The following is a 16,626-nucleotide window of genomic DNA, read 5'->3' on the forward strand; positions in this document are numbered from 1 at the left end:
GTCGACAATGCTCAAAACCGAGCCGCCGCCCCTTGACCCATTAGAGAACGAAACCGGTTGGTCGAAAAGCAAAGCCCGCGGGATTGCTCCCGCGGGCTTCTGTCCTGAAATAGGCGGCTTGGCTCAGCCGTGCGCGAGCACGGCCAACAGCAGCAGGGCCACGATGTTGGTGATCTTGATCGCCGGGTTGACGGCAGGGCCGGCGGTGTCCTTGTAGGGATCGCCGACGGTGTCGCCGGTGACGGAGGCCTTGTGCGCCTCGGAACCCTTCAAGTGCTTGACGCCGTCCTTGTCGGTGAAGCCGTCCTCAAACGACTTCTTTGCGTTGTCCCAGGCGCCGCCGCCGGAGGTCATCGAGATGGCGACGAACAGCCCGTTGACGATAACGCCGAGCAGCGAGGCGCCGAGCGCGGCGAAGGCCGAGGCCTTCGAGCCCGAGATCAAGAGCACGCCGAAATAGACGACGAGCGGCGCCAGCACCGGCAGCAGCGACGGGATGATCATTTCCCGGATCGCAGCCTTGGTCAGCAGGTCAACCGCACGCGCGTAGTTCGGCTTCGACGTGCCGGCCATGATGCCCGGATCTTCCCGGAACTGCCTGCGTACCTCTTCGACAATCGAGCCGGCCGCGCGGCCGACGGCCGTCATGGCGATGCCGCCGAACAGGTACGGGATCAGGCCGCCGAAGATCAGGCCGGCGACGACGTAAGGGTTGGAGAGGTCGAAGGAGACCGCACCCATGCCCTGGAAGTAAGGGAACTTGTCGCCATTGGCGGCAAAGAATTTCAGGTCGTTCGAGTAGGCGGCGAACAGCACCAGTGCGCCGAGACCGGCTGAGCCGATGGCATAGCCCTTGGTCACTGCCTTGGTGGTGTTGCCGACGGCGTCGAGCGCGTCGGTGGATTGACGAACTTCCTTGGGCAGACCGGCCATTTCGGCAATGCCGCCGGCATTGTCGGTGACCGGGCCGAAAGCGTCGAGCGCCACGATCATGCCGGCGAGGCCGAGCATGGTGGTAACGGCGATCGCGGTGCCGAAAAGGCCGGCGAGCTGGTAGGTGGCGATGATGCCGCCGACGATGACGATCGCCGGCAAAGCGGTCGATTCCAGCGAGACCGCCAGGCCCTGGATGACGTTGGTTCCGTGGCCGGTCACCGACGCCTGGGCGATCGAATTCACCGGCCGCTTGTTGGTGCCGGTATAGTATTCGGTGATCACCACGATGAGCCCGGTCACAGCCAGGCCGATCAGCCCGCAGATGAACAGGTTCTTGCCGGTGACGGCGACGCCGGCGACCGTGCCGATCTCGCCCCAGCCCAGCACCGCCGACGTGGCGATTGCGAGGCCTACGATCGACAGCAGGCCGGTGACGATCAGACCCTTGTAGAGCGCGCCCATGATCGAGCCGTTGGACCCCAACTTGACGAAGAAGGTGCCGACGATCGAGGTCAGGATGCAAGCGCCGCAGATGGCGAGCGGATAGAGCATCGCCGCACCCAGCACGGCAGTGCCGCCGAAGAAGATGGAGGCCAGAACCATGGTGGCGACGACGGTGACGGCATAGGTCTCGAACAGATCGGCGGCCATGCCGGCGCAGTCGCCGACATTGTCGCCGACATTGTCGGCGATGGTGGCCGGGTTGCGCGGATCATCCTCCGGAATACCGGCCTCGACCTTGCCGACGAGGTCGCCGCCGACGTCGGCGCCCTTGGTGAAGATGCCGCCGCCGAGACGGGCGAAGATCGAGATCAGCGAAGCGCCGAAACCGAGCGAGACCAGCGCGTCGATGACGACGCGGTCATTGGGCTGAAGGCCCATGGGCCCCGTCAGGATGAAGTAGTAGATCGAGACGCCGAGCAGGGCGAGGCCGGCGACCAGCATGCCGGTGATGGCGCCGGACTTGAAGGCGATGTCAAGGCCGGCGGCGAGGCTGTTGGAAGCAGCCTGCGCGGTGCGCACATTGGCGCGCACCGAGACATGCATACCGATGAAGCCGGCAGCGCCCGAGAGCACGGCGCCGATCAGGAAGCCGATCGCCGAGGTGATGGAGAGCAGCCACCAAGCAAGCAGGAGCACGACGATGCCGACAACGGCGATGGTGGTGTACTGGCGCGCTAAGTAGGCCTGGGCGCCTTCGCGAATGGCGGCGGAGATTTCCTGCATGCGCTGGTTGCCCTGATCGGACGCAAGGACCGAACGTGTCGCCCAGATGGCGTATAGAACTGACAGCAAGCCGCAGGCGATGACGGCGGTAATGATGGTCATTGCCGGATTTTCCTCGATTGATGGCCCAAAAGAACCCCTCCCTGGGCCGTTGGATCGGGTGTGAATGCCGCCAAGCGGAATCCACCCCTTGGCTGCGGTGTATGCGAAACAGGGCTCGGAACGTCAAGATATTGTTCGGTTTTTGCCCGGCTTTCGCCCGAAAGACGAAGACGGCGACTCACCGGCAGGCGCCGCCGTGCTTTTAGATCGATTGAAATGACGTACCGTAAATCAGCCAGCGCGCAAGTCGCCGTCGGGCTGGATGACGAAAATCAGCACTATTCTGCTTCCCGCCCCATGCGGCGCGCGGCGTAGCGCTCGATCGCCGACAGGCCGTCATAGATCAGCACCGCAAGCGCCGCGACGATCAGGCCGCCCTGCAGCACGAAGGCCAGGTTGTTCGAGATCAGGCCGGCGATGATCACCTCGCCCAGCGTCTTGGCCGCCACCGTGGAGCCGATAGTGGCGGTGGCGAGGCTGATGACCACGGAAAGCCGGATACCGCCGAGGATCACCGGGGCGCTGAGCGGCAATTCGACCTTCATCAGCCTTTGCCAGCCGGTCATGCCGGCGCCGCGCGCGGCTTCCATCACGTTGCCGGGCAGCGTGGTGAGCGCGGTCAGTGCGTTCTCGAAAATCGGTAGCAGCCCATAAAGGAAGAGCGCGATCAGTGTCGGCTTCTCGCCGAAGCCGACCGCCGGCACGGCGAGCGCCAGCACCGCGACCGGCGGAAAAGTCTGGCCGATGTTGACCAGGCTGCGCGACAGCGGCAGGAACTCGGCGCCGGCGGGCCGGGTGACCAGGATGGCGAGCGCGACGGCGACGATCGTCGCGGCAACCGTGGCGACCAGCACAGTCCTCAGATGCAGCAATGTCAGCGTCAGCAGGCTGCCCTGGTTGTAGATTGCAGGCGCGCCGTTCTCGGTCAGTGGCCTGAGCAACGGCTCGAACCAGCCCGGGCTGGCGATGAAGACCACCAGCAGCACCAGAAGCGCCAGCCTCAACAACGCGGGCAGCCAGGCCCTCATGCGGGCCTCGCGCGTTTCACCAGCCCTTCAACGGTGACGCGTCCGAGCGGCTTGCCGTCAGCACCCTTCACAGGCAGTGCCGGACGGCCTGTCCACAGAAGCTCGGCCAACGCGTCGCGCTGGCTGGCGTCGCCGGGGATCGCCTCGCCCTCGGCGCCGCCGGGCTCCACGGCATCGCGCACACGGCCGAGCGACAGGAGCCGGAACGGCCGCTCGCTGGAGCCGACCAGGGTTTCGACGAAGCCATTTGCGGGCCTTGCCAGGATCTCCGCCGGTCTAGCGTATTGCAGCAGCTTTCCGGCATCCATGACGGCGATCTTGTCGCCCATATGCACCGCCTCCTCCATGTCGTGGGTGACGAGGACGATGGTGGTGCCGAAGCGCTTCTGGATCGCCAGCAGATCCTCCTGCGCCTTGGTGCGGATGATCGGGTCGAGCGCGCCGAACGGCTCGTCCATCAGAAGTACGTTGGGCTCGGCGGCGAGCGCGCGGGCAACGCCGACACGCTGCTGTTGGCCGCCGGAGAGCTCATGCGGATAGCGCGGACCATAGGCCTGCGGATCGAGCTGGTAGAGCGTCATCAATTCTTCGACGCGCGCCTTGATGCGGTCCTTGTCCCAGCCGAGCAGAAGCGGCACGGTGCCGATGTTCTGCGCCACCGTGCGGTGCGGGAACAGGCCATGGCCCTGGATGGCATAACCGATGCTGCGGCGCAGTTGGTACCCGGGCAGCGAGCGATTGTCGGCGCCGTCGAGCTTGATCACTCCGGCAGTCGGCTCGACCAGCCGGTTGATCATCCTGAGCAGCGTCGTCTTGCCGGAGCCGGAGGTGCCGACGATCACGGCGATGGTACGCGGCTCCACGATCATCGAGACATCGTCGACGACAGCCGTTCCGTTGTAGCGCTTGGTGATGCCTTCGATCTCGATCATTCGGAGTCTGCCCTGCGCTTGGTGGAGGTCATTTCGATGACCGCGTCGAGGATAATCGCGGCTGCAAAGGCCAGCGCCACGGTGGGCACGGCGCCGAGCAGCACAAGGTCCATCGCCGTCTGGCCGACGCCCTGGAAGACGAAGACGCCAAAACCGCCGCCGCCGATCAGCGCCGCGATGGTGGCAAGGCCGATGTTCTGCACCAGAACGATGCGGATGCCGGTCAGGATCACCGGGAAGGCGAGTGGGAACTCGACATCGAACAGGCGCTGCCGGTCGGTCATGCCCATGCCGCGGGCGGCATCGTTGGCTGCGCGGGGCACACCGGCAAGGCCGACCACGGTGTTCGCCACAACCGGCAGCAGCGAGTACAGAAACAGCGCGACGAAGGCCGGCGCGGTGCCGATGCCCCTGATGCCGGCCGCCGCCGCGCCCGGCACATGCGCGGCGATCCAGCCGAGCGGCGCGATCAGCAGGCCGAACAGCGCTATCGACGGGATGGTCTGGATGATGTTGAGCACATTCAGCACCCCTGCCCGCAGCGCCTCGACGCGGTGGCAGAGGATGCCAAGCGGAACGCCGGCGACCACCGCAGCTGCCAGCGAGCCGAGCGCCAGCGTGATGTGCTTGGAGCCCTCCGCCCAGAAACTGTCGGCGCGGCTGGCATATTCCTTGAGAATGGAAAGGCTGTCCCAGCTTCCCGAAACGAGCAGCGCGCCGATGGCGAGCGCAGCGACGGCAAGAACGCCGACGCGGGCCGATGGCGAGAGGTCCAGCCTGGTGAGCACATCGGCCAAAAGCAGCGTGAAGGCGAAGATCAGCAGCCAGAAACCCGAGGCCGGCGCGATACGGGCGAAGGTGTTGCCGGCGGGCGTCAGGAGGCCGCCGGCAACGCCGATCAGGATGGCGAGGGCTGCAAGAGTAATCACGCTGGCGGCGAGCCTCAGAACAAGCGGCGTCCTCAATAGCGCGACAATGCCGCCAATGATCAATATCGCCAGCAGCAGGGTGCCAAGCGCCGCGGGCAGCGCTTCGAGTACCGAGCGCGCCTGTCCCGGCACGATGCGGTTGGCGCGGAACGTGGCGAAGGGTGCCGCGAAGGCGGCGTAGGCAACGATCGCGGCGATCACCACGCCGAGCTTGTCGAAGCGCAGGGTCATGACCGCCCCTCAAGAGAGGAGATCAGCGACTTTCCAGGCAGCAGCCACTCTTTGGAGATTTGCGAAAGGCGACGCGAGATCTGATCTCCCCCCTTGCGGGGGAGATGGCCGGCAGGCCGGAGGGGCGTGGGAAGGATCGCCAGCTTTCGAATTTCAGCTCGCCTGCCGAGACATCTCCCGGGGGGCGTAGCTGCGATAAGTCGATAGGTCGGCGGGACAGCACCCCCCTCTGTCCTGCCGGACATCTCCCTCGTAAGGGGGGAGATCAGCAGCTCCACCGGCCCCACCATTCCAACCCGCACTTGTGCCGCGATCTCTGTCTGTTACTTCAGGAAGCCGTTCTTCTTGAGGAAATCTTCCGCTACCCCCTTCGCCGGCTCACCACCCAGTTGGACGCGGCCGTTGAGCTGTTGCAGCGTGACGAGGTCGAGCTTGGCGAAGACCGGCTTCAGCAGCGTATCGATTTCCGGATGTTCCTTCAGCACCTGCTCGCGGATGATCGGCGCCGGCTGATAGACCGGCTGCACATTCTTGTCGTCCTGGAGCACGACAAGGCCAGAGGGCTGGATGCCGCCGTCGGTGCCGTAGACCATGGCTGCGTTGGCGCCGTTGGTCTGGTTGGCGGCGGCGGCGATGGTCGCGGCCGTGTCGCCGCCGGAAAGCGTGATCAACTGGTCCGGCTTCAGCTTGAAGCCGTAAGTGGTCTGGAAGGCAGGGAGCGCCGCCGCCGAATTGACGAACTCGGCCGAAGCGGCAAGCACGACCTTGCCACCGCCCGAGACGTATTTGCCGAAATCCGACAGGGTGGTGAGCTTGTTCTCGTCGGTCACCTCTTTGCGCAGCGCGATCGCCCAGGTGTTGTTGGCCGGCGACGGCGACAGCCAGACGATCTTGTTGGCATCATAGTCGAGCTTCTTGGCGGTCTCGTAGGCCTTTGCGGCATCTTTCCAGATCGGATCGTCCGCCTTCTGGAAGAAGAAGGCGGCGTTGCCGGTATATTCGGGATAAATGTCGATCTCGCCGGCGGTGATCGCCTTGCGCACCACGGGCGTCGCGCCAAGCTGGATGCGGTCGGTGGTCTTGATGTTGTTGGCGTTCAAGACCAGCTGGATGATGTTGCCGAGCACACCACCCTCGGTGTCGATCTTCGAGGAGACAACGACCTGCGCATTCGCAGAGGCTGCGGTGATGCCGAGCGCGATCGCTGCTACGGCGAGCTTTCCGATTGAAAACATTGTGAAAATCCCTTGCTGTGAACCGAGAGGTCGATGGCCGCATATGAGCATGGCTTTAACACGCCGTCGGGGCACACGGTTTCATAACTAGCGAGACGCGCGCAATAATTTTGTTCCCGGCGCAACTGGCGCGCAGCGCCGGGTCCTGACAGCGTAATGTCAGTTAGCGCTGCGCAAGCCTGGCAGCCTCAAGGCGCCGAGCGCCAGGAAGCAGAGCACGACAACCGGGAACACGACCCAGTTCAGCATGGTCCAACCCCAGGCATTGTAGATCGCGCCCGACATCAGCGAAGCAAAGGCAACGGAGCCGAACAGAACGAAGTCGTGGAAGCCCTGCACCTTGCCTTTTTCGGATGGATGGTAGCTCGCGGCGACCATGGCGGTGGCGCCGATGAAGCTGAAGTTCCAGCCGAGGCCGAGCAGGATCAGCGCCGTCCAGAACTGCCATAGCGCAAGGCCTGAAAGCGCCACCACGGCACAGCCTATGAGCAGGACCAACCCGATGGCGACGATGCGCTCGGCGCCGAAGCGGTGGATCAGCGAGCCGGTGAAGAAGCTCGGCCCGAACATCGCCATGACATGCCAGGAAATGCCGAGCGTCGCGTCGTCCATCGACAGGCCGCAGCCGACCATGGCGAGCGGCGCTCCGGTCATGACGAAGCTCATCAGCGCGTAGCTGCCGACGGCGCAGAACAGTGCCGCGACAAAGCGCGGCTGGGTGGCGATCTCAGCCAGCGGGCGGGCATCGCCGCCGGCGGCCTCACTGGCGCTGCTCGTGCGCCTGGACGTATGCAGGAAGGAAAGGATGATCGCGCCGAGGGCGGCCAGTATGAGGATCGATGCAAAGGATCCGGCAAACATCACCGGCGCCAGCAATTCACGGGTGTAGATGACGATCTGCGGCCCGAGGATGGCGGTGACGATGCCGCCCGCCAGCACGAAGGAAATGGCGCGCGCCTTGAATTCCGGCGGCGCGTTGTCGGCGGCGGCGAAGCGGAACTGCTGGACGAAGGCGCCGCCGACACCGATCACGCCGAGACCGAAAGCAAACAGCCAGAAGCTCGACTGAAACAGCGCCATCGTCGCGATCAGGCCGCCGAGCGCGGTGATGACGGTGCCGGTCATGAAGCCGCCGCGGTGGCCGAGCCGGCGGATGATGGCGGCGGCCGGCAACGCGCCGAGCGCCACCCCGAGATTGAAGCCGGTGACCGGCGCCGTCGCCAGCGACTTGTCGGGGCCGAGCAGATACTGTCCGGCAAGCGCGCCGAGCGAAATGGCGATCGGCGCGGCCGAGCCCACGACCGCCTGGGCGGCCGCGAGGAGCACTGCCGTGCGGCGCGCTTCCCTGCCGGCGCCAGCGACGACCGCTATGGCGGTCACGATGCGTCCTTGCCGCGTCCTTCGCCGCGCACCCGGCGCGAGACGCGATCGAGCACTGCGTTCACCAGCTTCGGCTCGTCTTCCTCGTAGAAGGCCTTGGCGATATCGACATATTCCGAGACGATGACGGCCACCGGCACGTCGTCGCGCTTCATCAGCTCGTAGACGCCGGCACGCAGGATGGCGCGCAGCGTCGAATCCAGCCGCGATAGCGGCCAGTCATCGGTGAGTGCCTGGCGAATGACAGGATCGATGGTCTTCTGGTTCTCGACGACGCCGGTCAGGATGGCGCGGAACCACTGCGCATCCGCTTCGCGATAGAGCGCGCCGTCGACTTCCTTGCCAAGGCGGAAGGCTTCGTACTCGGCGGTGATCTCGAAGACGCCGCTGCCGGCCACATCCATCTGGTAGAGCGCCTGGACGGCGGCAAGACGGGCGGCGCCGCGCTTGTTGGCGTGGCGCACCGCACCGGTGTGGGCAGGCTCGCTCACGATTGGGCTCCGAATTTCTCTTTCAGCGCGATCATGGTCAGCGCCGCGCGCGCGGCGAAACCGCCCTTGTCGCCTTCCGTTCGCCTGGCCCGCGTCCAGGCCTGCGCATCGTTCTCGGTGGTCAGGATGCCGTTGCCGATCGCGATCGCTTCCTGCACTGAGAGGTCCATGAGCGCGCGGCTCGATTCATTGGCGACGATGTCGAAATGATAGGTGTCGCCGCGGACGACGGTGCCGAGCGCGACGAAGCCGTCATAATGCGTGCCGCCTTCGGCGGCGCCGTCCAGCGCGAAGGTGATGACGGCCGGGATTTCCAGCGAGCCGGGAACGGTGACGACGTCATAGGTGGCGCCGGCCTCGTCCAGCGCGCAAGTCGCGCCTTCGAGCAGCGCGTCGGCGAGGTCGTCGTGGAAACGCGCCTCGACAATAAGCAGATGCGCCTTCGCCTTCGGACGAATGAACGCTTTGCCGTGTTGGGATATGCCTGCCATAAAAGTCTCCGGGGGGTTGCCGGTGACTTAGGCCGAAGCCGGGTTGATCGCAAGCACAAGATTGCCGAACCGACACCGGCCAGCATCTCTCGACGGTTTCGGGTCCCGCGCGGCGCGATCTTTCAGAACGTTCTTTTGCTAGACAGGCGAAGCCTCGAGGATCGAGATCGGCGCCCGGGTGCCGATCACCCGCTCGAGCTTCAGTCCGGCGCTTTCGAACAGGCGGGCGTATTGTGTCTCCGTCCGTTCCAGGCCGCCGGTGACCGCGAGCATGACTACATCGATGGCCTTGATCTGATCCGGCTCATCGCCCGGAGGCACGAGCGTCTCAGCCAGGAGCACCCTGCCATGCCGTGGCATGGCCTCGCGGCAACGCCGCAGGATCAACCCGGCACGTTCGTCGTTCCAGTCGTGGATGACCTTTTTGATCACGTAGATGTCGCCAACCGGGACACTCTCGAAGAAGTCGCCTGCGACGAAGTCGGTGCGCGGCAGATCGCCACCGGCGCCCCGGCGCGCCGCCGCCACGCCGGAGGGCAGATCGAATAGAATGCCGCTCAAATGAGGATTGCGGGCAAGGATGGCCGAGAGAAGCTGTCCATGCCCGCCGCCGACATCGACAATCCGCGTATATCGGCCGAAATCATAGGCGTCGGCCACTGCCTCGTTGCCGCCTTGGCTCAAGGCGACCATGGCTTTCTGAAACAGGGCAGCCTGCTCCGGGTGGGCCGAGAGCCAATCGAACCTCGGGCTCCCGAATACCTTGTCGAAGGCGGGCTTTCCCGTGCGGACGGAATGCAGAAGCTGCTCGAATGCAAGGTAGGCCTCACTGTTGATCATCCGGATGAAATCACGCGGTCCGGGCCGATCGGAACGCAGCACCGCGCCAACTTCCGTCAACGCAAAATGACGAGGGCGATTTTCAGTGAACACCCCCTCCGGCGCCAGAAGCCGCATCACGCGGTAGAGGGGTTCCGCATCCACCTTCGTGGCGGCTGCCAAGTCTTCAACCGACTGCTCGCCGGAGACTAGAAGATCGGGAATTCCGAGTTCGATAACGACGCGCAGCGCCTGTGACACAGCAAATCCGAAACCAAGTCTCACGACTTGTTGCGACGGGCTGCTCACGGTTTTCCCCTCCGGCCAAGGAGAGAGCTTATGTGGGGTGCGAACAGAAGTGAAGCCCTGCAGAACGGCGGATTTGCCCGTCCGGTGTCAGCAATCCGGGCCGCCGCCTCGCCGGAAACCGCACGGCTGTGCTCAAAGCCCCTCTTTCGCCGCCTCCGCCAGGCGCGCGGCGTAGCGGGCCATGGTGTCGATCTCGAGGTTGACGCGGTCGCCGGTCTGGCGCTCGCCCCAGGTGGTGACGCTCAGCGAATGCTGGATCAAAAGCACGTCGAAACGGGTGCCTTCGACCTTGTTGACGGTGAGCGAGGTGCCGTCGAGCGCGACCGAGCCCTTCGGCGCGATGAACTTCGCCAAATGCCGGGGCGCTTCGAGGGTGAAGCGCACGGCATCGCCCTCCTCCTTGCGCTCGACCAGCTCGGCCGTGCCGTCTACATGACCGGACACGATGTGGCCGCCGAGTTCGTCACCGATCTTCAGCGCCCGTTCGAGATTGATCCTGGTGCCGGATTTCCAGCTCGAAGCGCTGGTCAGCCTGAGCGCTTCTTCCCATGCTTCGACCTCGAACCAGCGCGCGTTCGAGCCTTGCTCGGGTAGTGCGGTGACGGTCAGGCAGACGCCGCCGCAGGAAATCGAAGCGCCGATCGCGATCGTTTCGGGGTCGTAGGCCGTATCGATGCGCAGACCGACACCTTCGCTGAGCGGCTTCACACTCGCGACAGTGCCGACGTCCGTGACAATTCCTGTAAACATCAGATCGCGTCTTCCAGCTTGACCATGATCCTATCCAAAAACCGGTTCCCACTTTTTGGGATCACGGTCGTACCCATTCGGCGTAGGCATCTTCGCCGAAGCGCATCTCGCGCAATTTGCGGAAACCTGCGGGGATATGGTCGGCGTCGATCGGCGATGCAATGCCGTCCTCGCCGATCGCTTCCGGCCCCTGAAACAGCACAATGCGGTCAACAAGGTCTTCTTCCAGGAAGGCCCTGGCCACCTGCGCGCCGCCTTCGACCAGCACGCTCGCCATGCCGAGTGCTGCCACGTCCTCCAGCAACTCCGGCAAGGCTATCTCGCTTTCATAGGTTTCCGTGCCGATGAAGCGCACGCCGGCGCGTTCGAGAGCCGCTCGCCGATGCGGATCGGCTTCGAGGCATGCCGCGACATAGAGCGGCACTCGGTCGAGGCCGGACACCAGCTTCGATGTCTCCGGCAGCCGGATCTGGCGGTCGAGAATGATGCGCGCCGGCGAGCGGTTCTCCAGTCCCGGCAGGCGCACGGTCAGCGCCGGATCGTCCTCAAGTGCGGTACCGATGCCGACCAGGATGGCATCGGCCTCGGCGCGCATCAGATAGACCTCGCGTCTGGCGATCTCGCCGGTGATGGCGACTTGGCCGGCGCCTTTCCTGCCGATCTTGCCGTCGCTCGAAAGTGCGAGCTTCAAAGTCACTTCCGGGCGTTTCTTCAATGACCGGATCAAATAGCCGGCCATCTGCTCGGCAGCTTCGGTGGCGAGCACCTTCTCCGCCACCTCGACGCCGGCGGCGCGCAGGATGGCGTAGCCCTTGCCGGAGACGCGCGGATCGGGGTCGCTCGCCGCGCCCACAACGCGCGCGATGCCCACATTGACCAGCGCGTTGGCGCAAGGCGGCGTGCGGCCGTGATGCGCGCAAGGCTCCAGCGTGACATAGGCGGTGGCGCCGCGCGCCAGCTCGCCGGCCTCGGCCAGCGCTTCGGTCTCGGCATGCGGCCGGCCGCCAACAGCAGTCACACCGGTGCCGATGATCATCGGGCCAGCGCCGTCGTCGCGCACGATAATCGTGCCGACGGAAGGGTTGGTCGAAGTGCGGCCGGCGTTGCGGCGCGACAGCCTGATGGCGGCCGCCATGAAGCGGCGGTCAAGGGCCGCTTGATCGGCCTCGGTCAGTCGAGATCCAGCCATGATCAGCCGGCGTCCTCCTCGGTCTTTTCCTCGTCGCCTTTCAGCTCGCCCAGCAATTCGTGAAAATCCTTGGCTTCACGGAAATTGCGATAGACCGAGGCGAAGCGGACATAAGCGACGTCGTCGAGCGACTTCAATGCCTCCATGACCAGCCGGCCGACCTCGCCGGAGGCCACTTCCGTCTCGCCGGAGCTTTCGAGCTGGCGCACGATGCCGGTCACCGCGCGGTCGATGCGCTCGGGGTCGACGTTGCGCTTGCGGACCGCGATCTCGACCGAGCGCAAAAGCTTGTCGCGATCGAACGGCACCTTGCGGCCAGACTTCTTGATGACGACGAGATCGCGCAGCTGCACGCGTTCGAAGGTGGTGAAGCGGCCGCCGCAATCCGGACAGACGCGGCGCCTGCGGATCGCCGCGCCATCCTCGGCGGGACGCGAATCCTTCACCTGCGTATCTTCGGACTGGCAATAGGGGCAGCGCATGGAGAGCCTTCGGTTCGCGATTCTAGAGCATGATCCCGAAAAGTTGCAGACTTTTCGGAGAAGATCATGCTTCAAAAACAAAATCTTAGAGCGAGATGGCGATCCAAGGAAGCGCCATCTCGCTCTAGTGGGCGAAAGGCTTAGAGCCTTTTAAGCCTCAGAGATAGCGAGGCGCGAGGAAGATTGCCAGCGCCCTGCCCGACCGGCCGTCGTGTCAGGGCGTGACGTCCTTTGTCTGGAACCCACAGGACGTGCCGAGATTGCGATAGGCCTTGGTGAAGCCGTCCATCGGGATGCTGGCGACGGTCTGCGTGCCGAAGACGACGTCGAGCGAGGTGACTTTTCGCATGGCGCGCAGCAAGGCGAGGCTGGTCTTGGCCTGGTTGTCGACCGTCCAGCTTGGTCGGCCGTTGACGGCATCGTTCGAATAGACTTTCGCGGAAACCTTGACGCCGGGATCGCCGAAGGTCGCGGCGATGTTCTTGCCGGTCGGCAGGTCCTTGTTGTCGACAGTGATCATGATCGCGGGATAGGCATCGGGCGGCAGGGCGTCGCCGGTCGAGATCGACAGCGTGAGAGTGCCCGCATTGCCGATGCCGTCGACGAAAGCCGTGGAGGCTGCGCAGGTCTTGTGCGCGTCCTGCCCGGTATCGAGCGTGTCAAAGATAGTCGTCCACCTGCCGAAGGTGCTGGTCGCCGGCAAACTCGAATCCGGCTGTGCTTGCTGCTGGGCGACCGCGCCGGACACAGTGAAACCGGCCAGCGAGCCGAACAGGGCCACGGCGGCAAGACGGAAAATGCGCATCATCAAGTCTCCAGTTCGGAGCGCCGTCCAATCAGGACGGCGCTCTGCCGGCGGATAAAAGATGACGCGCGGCGCTCGGTCAACCAAGCGGGGGGGTCAACCAAGATAGGGGTAGAGCGGGAAACGATCGGTCAGCGCCGTGACCTTGGCCTTGACCGCAGCCTCGACCGCCGCATTGCCTTCGTCCGAATTCGCCACCTTCAGCCCGTCCAGCACCTCGGCGATCAGCTTGCCGATCTCGCGGAACTCAGCCTGACCGAAGCCCCGCGTGGTGCCTGCCGGTGTGCCGAGACGGACACCGGAGGTGACGAACGGCTTTTCCGGATCGAAGGGGATGCCGTTCTTGTTGCAGGTGATGTTGGCGCGCCCGAGTGCGGCCTCGGCGCGCTTGCCGGTGGCGTTCTTCGGACGCAGGTCGACCAGCATCAGATGGTTGTCGGTGCCGCCCGAGACGATGTCGAGGCCGGTTTCCTGCAGGCTCGAAGCCAGCGCCTTGGCGTTGGCGACGATGCTCTCGGCATAGGCCTTGAAGCTCGGCTTGAGCGCCTCGCCGAGCGCCACCGCCTTGGCGGCGATGACATGCATCAGCGGGCCGCCCTGAAGCCCCGGAAAGACGGCCGAATTCATCTTCTTGGCGATCTCCTCGTCGTTGCACAGGATCATGCCGCCGCGCGGGCCGCGCAGCGACTTGTGCGTGGTCGTGGTCACGACATGGGCATGGGGCAGCGGCGACGGGTGCATGCCGCCGGCGACGAGGCCGGCGATGTGGGCCATATCGACCATCAGATAAGCACCGACCGCATCGGCAATCTCGCGAAAACGCTTCCAGTCCCAGATGCGCGAATAGGCGGTGCCGCCGGCCAGGATCAGCTTCGGCTTGGTCTCGTGCGCGGTCTTCTCGATCGCGTCCATGTCGAGCAGATGATCGTCCTTGCGCACGCCGTAGGAGACGACCTTGAACCACTTGCCGCTCATGTTGACCGGCGAGCCGTGGGTGAGATGGCCGCCGGAATTCAAGTCGAGGCCCATGAAGGTGTCGCCGGGCTGCAAGAGCGCTAGGAACACGGCCTGGTTCATCTGGCTGCCGGAGTTCGGCTGAACGTTGGCGAAGTTGCACCCGAACAGCTTCTTGGCGCGCTCGATGGCCAGTTCCTCGGCCACATCGACGAACTGGCAGCCGCCATAGTAGCGCTTGCCCGGATAGCCCTCGGCATATTTGTTGGTCATGATCGACCCCTGCGCCTCGAGCACGGCGCGGGACACGATGTTTTCCGAGGCGATCAGCTCGATCTCATGGCGCTGGCGGCCAAGCTCGTTGCGGATGGCGCCGAAAATTTCCGGATCGGCATCGGCAAGCGTGGTCTCGAAGAAGGATTCGAATTTGCTGGAGGCTGCCGCGGCATTTGACATGGCTTGCTTTCCCTTGGGGCCGGAGGTCTTGCGAGGTCGCCGCGCCATTAACACAGTTGTTTGGAGCCCGCCACGTTTGCGGCGCGAAATTTGCTGGTCGGATTGCGCCAAAGCAAATCGGCTGAAACGTTATTTCCTGTCCTGCCGGCTCTTGAGCAGGGCTTCGGTCAGCGTGATCTCGGAAAACAGCGCCCGCATCGTGTGGTCGTTGATTTCGCGGCTGCGGAACATGGCGCGCACGGCGGCGCGCTCCGCCTCGATGCCGGCGCGCCTCAACTCCAGCTCCAGCCGTCCTGCTTCGCGCGCCTCGGCGCGCGCTTCATCGGCTTCGTCGGAGGCCGCGATGCGGCGGCGATAGCCGGCAACGATGCTGTCGGCGACCGCAAGCCGGGCCTCGGCCGCCTCGCCTTCGCCGCCCTCGCTGGCGAGGCTCTCGATCCTAGCGATGGCCGCATTGGCGGCGCCGACACGCGCCCGTCGCTCCTCGGCCGCGCCCGGATCCTCGCCCGGCTCGACCAGCCCGCGTGCGATCCTCGGCAAGGCGAGGCTGGCGATGACCAACGAGCAGATGATGACGCCGGCGGCGAGGAAGATCACCACGTCTCGCGCCGGAAAGGGCGAGCCGTCCTGCAGCGCCAGCGGCAGCGACAGAATGCCGGCCAGCGTGATCGCCCCGCGAACACCGGCCACCGACCCGGCAAGCCTGACACGAAAACCGAAGGGTTCGGCCTTGCGCTTGCCCAACCGCGCCGCGATCCCCGCAGCCATGTCGCCGATCCAGATCCAGAGAAAGCGCAGGCCGATCAGGCATAGGGTCAAAAGCAAAATGGTCAGCGCCGGCTCGAACAGCCAGTGCCGGCTGGTGAGCTCCGGCGGGACCTTGCGGATGATGTCGGGGAGCTGGAGGCCAAGCAGGATGAAGAGAGCGCCATTGAAGATGAAGGTCAGCGTCGACCACAGCGACATCGCCTGGATGCGCGCCGAGACCGCCAGATGACGGAAAATGCCCGAGGTCCCGGTGAGCAGGCCGGCGGTGACCGCGGCCAGGATGCCGGAGGCGCCGACATGTTCGGCGATGAGATAGGCGACGAAGGGCAGCAGGATCATGACCAGCACCTGCGCCTCCGCCGGCGTGCCGCCGATGCGGCCAAGCACCTGCAGCGCCTTGGCGGCGATGAACAGCGCTGCGATGCCGGCGAGGATGCCGGTCGCCACAGCATAGAGAAAACTCAGCGAGGCGGCGACGAAGGAGAAGCTGCCGGTCAGCGCCGCCGCGACGGCAAAGCGGAACATGACCAGGCCGGAGGCGTCGTTGAGCAGGGATTCGCCTTCCAGTATGTGCATCAGCCGCGCCGGAACGACATTGCGGTCGACGATCGAGGACACGGCGACCGCATCGGTCGGCGACAGCACGGCGGCCAAAGCGAAGGCCACCACCAACGGGATGCTCGGCACCAGCCAGTGCAAGGCGTAGCCGAAGCCGACGATGGTGAAGAAGACCAGTCCGATCGCGAGATCGAGGATCGGCCCGCGCAGCTCGGTCAGCTCACGTTTCGGCGCCGCGAAGGCGTCGCCGAACAGAAGCGGCGGGATGAATACCAGGAGGAAGAGTTCCGGATCGATCTCGACATGCAGGCCCCGCGCCGGCCAGGCAAGAGCGGCGCCGATCGCAATCTGCAGCATGGGTAGCGGCATCCGCACCAGTCGCACCAGCGCGCCGGACAGCGCCACGAAAGCGAGCACGACGAGAATGAAGACGGCGACTTCCATGATGCGATTCCGGCTCTGAGGCCGACCATGCGCAATTGCCGGCGTCGCGTCCAGCCGCTGAGGGGCGACGGGAGATCTCGGGGACCCTGGGCATCGCGGAAGCGACAGCA

The 16,626-nt window shown here is 65.0% G+C and carries 15 protein-coding genes; all 15 read right to left on the minus strand.

Annotation, left to right across the window (positions count from 1 at the left end; genetic code table 11):
• Positions 1–123 precede the first annotated feature (123 nt).
• Complete coding sequence (locus tag AU465_RS32155) at positions 124–2,265, minus strand: sodium-translocating pyrophosphatase (protein WP_192256945.1); 2,142 nt, start codon at positions 2,263–2,265, stop codon at positions 124–126.
• A gap of 278 nt (positions 2,266–2,543) precedes the next feature.
• A complete protein-coding gene (locus AU465_RS32160) occupies positions 2,544–3,293 on the minus strand; it encodes an ABC transporter permease (protein WP_192256947.1) in 750 nt (249 codons plus the stop codon).
• Positions 3,290–4,225: an ABC transporter ATP-binding protein gene (locus AU465_RS32165; protein WP_192256950.1), complete on the minus strand. Its 936-nt coding sequence runs from the start codon at positions 4,223–4,225 to the stop codon at positions 3,290–3,292. Before AU465_RS32165 ends, AU465_RS32160 begins: the two co-directional genes overlap by 4 nt.
• On the minus strand, positions 4,222–5,385 hold the full coding sequence (locus AU465_RS32170; RefSeq protein ID WP_192256951.1) for an ABC transporter permease: 1,164 nt from the start codon (positions 5,383–5,385) through the stop codon (positions 4,222–4,224). Before AU465_RS32170 ends, AU465_RS32165 begins: the two co-directional genes overlap by 4 nt.
• A gap of 323 nt (positions 5,386–5,708) precedes the next feature.
• Complete coding sequence (gene osmF / locus AU465_RS32175; RefSeq protein ID WP_192256953.1) at positions 5,709–6,620, minus strand: glycine betaine ABC transporter substrate-binding protein OsmF; 912 nt, start codon at positions 6,618–6,620, stop codon at positions 5,709–5,711.
• 159 nt (positions 6,621–6,779) lie between these two features.
• Complete coding sequence (locus AU465_RS32180; protein ID WP_192256955.1) at positions 6,780–8,000, minus strand: MFS transporter; 1,221 nt, start codon at positions 7,998–8,000, stop codon at positions 6,780–6,782.
• On the minus strand, positions 7,997–8,491 hold the full coding sequence (gene nusB / locus AU465_RS32185) for a transcription antitermination factor NusB (protein ID WP_192256957.1): 495 nt from the start codon (positions 8,489–8,491) through the stop codon (positions 7,997–7,999). Before nusB ends, AU465_RS32180 begins: the two co-directional genes overlap by 4 nt.
• Positions 8,488–8,982 (minus strand): 6,7-dimethyl-8-ribityllumazine synthase, encoded by a 495-nt coding sequence (gene ribH / locus AU465_RS32190; protein WP_192256959.1) that lies wholly within the window; start codon positions 8,980–8,982, stop codon positions 8,488–8,490. The genes nusB and ribH overlap by 4 nt, the downstream gene beginning before the upstream one ends.
• Before the next feature lie 138 nt (positions 8,983–9,120).
• Complete coding sequence (locus AU465_RS32195) at positions 9,121–10,110, minus strand: methyltransferase (protein ID WP_192256961.1); 990 nt, start codon at positions 10,108–10,110, stop codon at positions 9,121–9,123.
• 132 nt (positions 10,111–10,242) lie between these two features.
• A complete protein-coding gene (locus AU465_RS32200; protein WP_192256963.1) occupies positions 10,243–10,860 on the minus strand; it encodes a riboflavin synthase in 618 nt (205 codons plus the stop codon).
• Between the two features lie 61 nt (positions 10,861–10,921).
• Positions 10,922–12,049: a bifunctional diaminohydroxyphosphoribosylaminopyrimidine deaminase/5-amino-6-(5-phosphoribosylamino)uracil reductase RibD gene (gene ribD / locus AU465_RS32205; RefSeq protein WP_192256965.1), complete on the minus strand. Its 1,128-nt coding sequence runs from the start codon at positions 12,047–12,049 to the stop codon at positions 10,922–10,924.
• Between the two features lie 2 nt (positions 12,050–12,051).
• On the minus strand, positions 12,052–12,531 hold the full coding sequence (gene nrdR / locus AU465_RS32210; RefSeq protein WP_059184872.1) for a transcriptional regulator NrdR: 480 nt from the start codon (positions 12,529–12,531) through the stop codon (positions 12,052–12,054).
• 214 nt (positions 12,532–12,745) lie between these two features.
• Positions 12,746–13,336, minus strand: a complete 591-nt coding sequence (locus AU465_RS32215) for an invasion associated locus B family protein (protein WP_192257075.1) — start codon at positions 13,334–13,336, stop codon at positions 12,746–12,748.
• A gap of 96 nt (positions 13,337–13,432) precedes the next feature.
• Positions 13,433–14,746 (minus strand): serine hydroxymethyltransferase, encoded by a 1,314-nt coding sequence (glyA, locus tag AU465_RS32220; RefSeq protein WP_192256967.1) that lies wholly within the window; start codon positions 14,744–14,746, stop codon positions 13,433–13,435.
• A gap of 129 nt (positions 14,747–14,875) precedes the next feature.
• Entirely contained in the window at positions 14,876–16,516 is a 1,641-nt protein-coding gene (locus tag AU465_RS32225; protein WP_192256969.1) for a Na+/H+ antiporter, read from the minus strand.
• Positions 16,517–16,626 lie beyond the last annotated feature (110 nt).

Origin of the sequence: Mesorhizobium silamurunense, assembly GCF_014843905.1 — a bacterium.
GTDB lineage: Bacteria > Pseudomonadota > Alphaproteobacteria > Rhizobiales > Rhizobiaceae > Mesorhizobium > Mesorhizobium silamurunense.

Coding starts and splice junctions, on each gene's coding strand:
- osmF (WP_192256953.1), bottom strand. CDS start 6,620: ATGTTTTCAATCGGAAAGCTCGCCGTAGCAGCGATCGCGCTCGGCATC.
- ribD (WP_192256965.1), bottom strand. CDS start 12,049: ATGGCTGGATCTCGACTGACCGAGGCCGATCAAGCGGCCCTTGACCGC.
- AU465_RS32225 (WP_192256969.1), bottom strand. CDS start 16,516: ATGGAAGTCGCCGTCTTCATTCTCGTCGTGCTCGCTTTCGTGGCGCTG.
- AU465_RS32160 (WP_192256947.1), bottom strand. CDS start 3,293: ATGAGGGCCTGGCTGCCCGCGTTGTTGAGGCTGGCGCTTCTGGTGCTG.
- ribH (WP_192256959.1), bottom strand. CDS start 8,982: ATGGCAGGCATATCCCAACACGGCAAAGCGTTCATTCGTCCGAAGGCG.
- AU465_RS32170 (WP_192256951.1), bottom strand. CDS start 5,385: ATGACCCTGCGCTTCGACAAGCTCGGCGTGGTGATCGCCGCGATCGTT.
- glyA (WP_192256967.1), bottom strand. CDS start 14,746: ATGTCAAATGCCGCGGCAGCCTCCAGCAAATTCGAATCCTTCTTCGAG.
- AU465_RS32165 (WP_192256950.1), bottom strand. CDS start 4,225: ATGATCGAGATCGAAGGCATCACCAAGCGCTACAACGGAACGGCTGTC.
- nrdR (WP_059184872.1), bottom strand. CDS start 12,531: ATGCGCTGCCCCTATTGCCAGTCCGAAGATACGCAGGTGAAGGATTCG.
- AU465_RS32155 (WP_192256945.1), bottom strand. CDS start 2,265: ATGACCATCATTACCGCCGTCATCGCCTGCGGCTTGCTGTCAGTTCTA.
- AU465_RS32215 (WP_192257075.1), bottom strand. CDS start 13,336: ATGCGCATTTTCCGTCTTGCCGCCGTGGCCCTGTTCGGCTCGCTGGCC.
- AU465_RS32200 (WP_192256963.1), bottom strand. CDS start 10,860: ATGTTTACAGGAATTGTCACGGACGTCGGCACTGTCGCGAGTGTGAAG.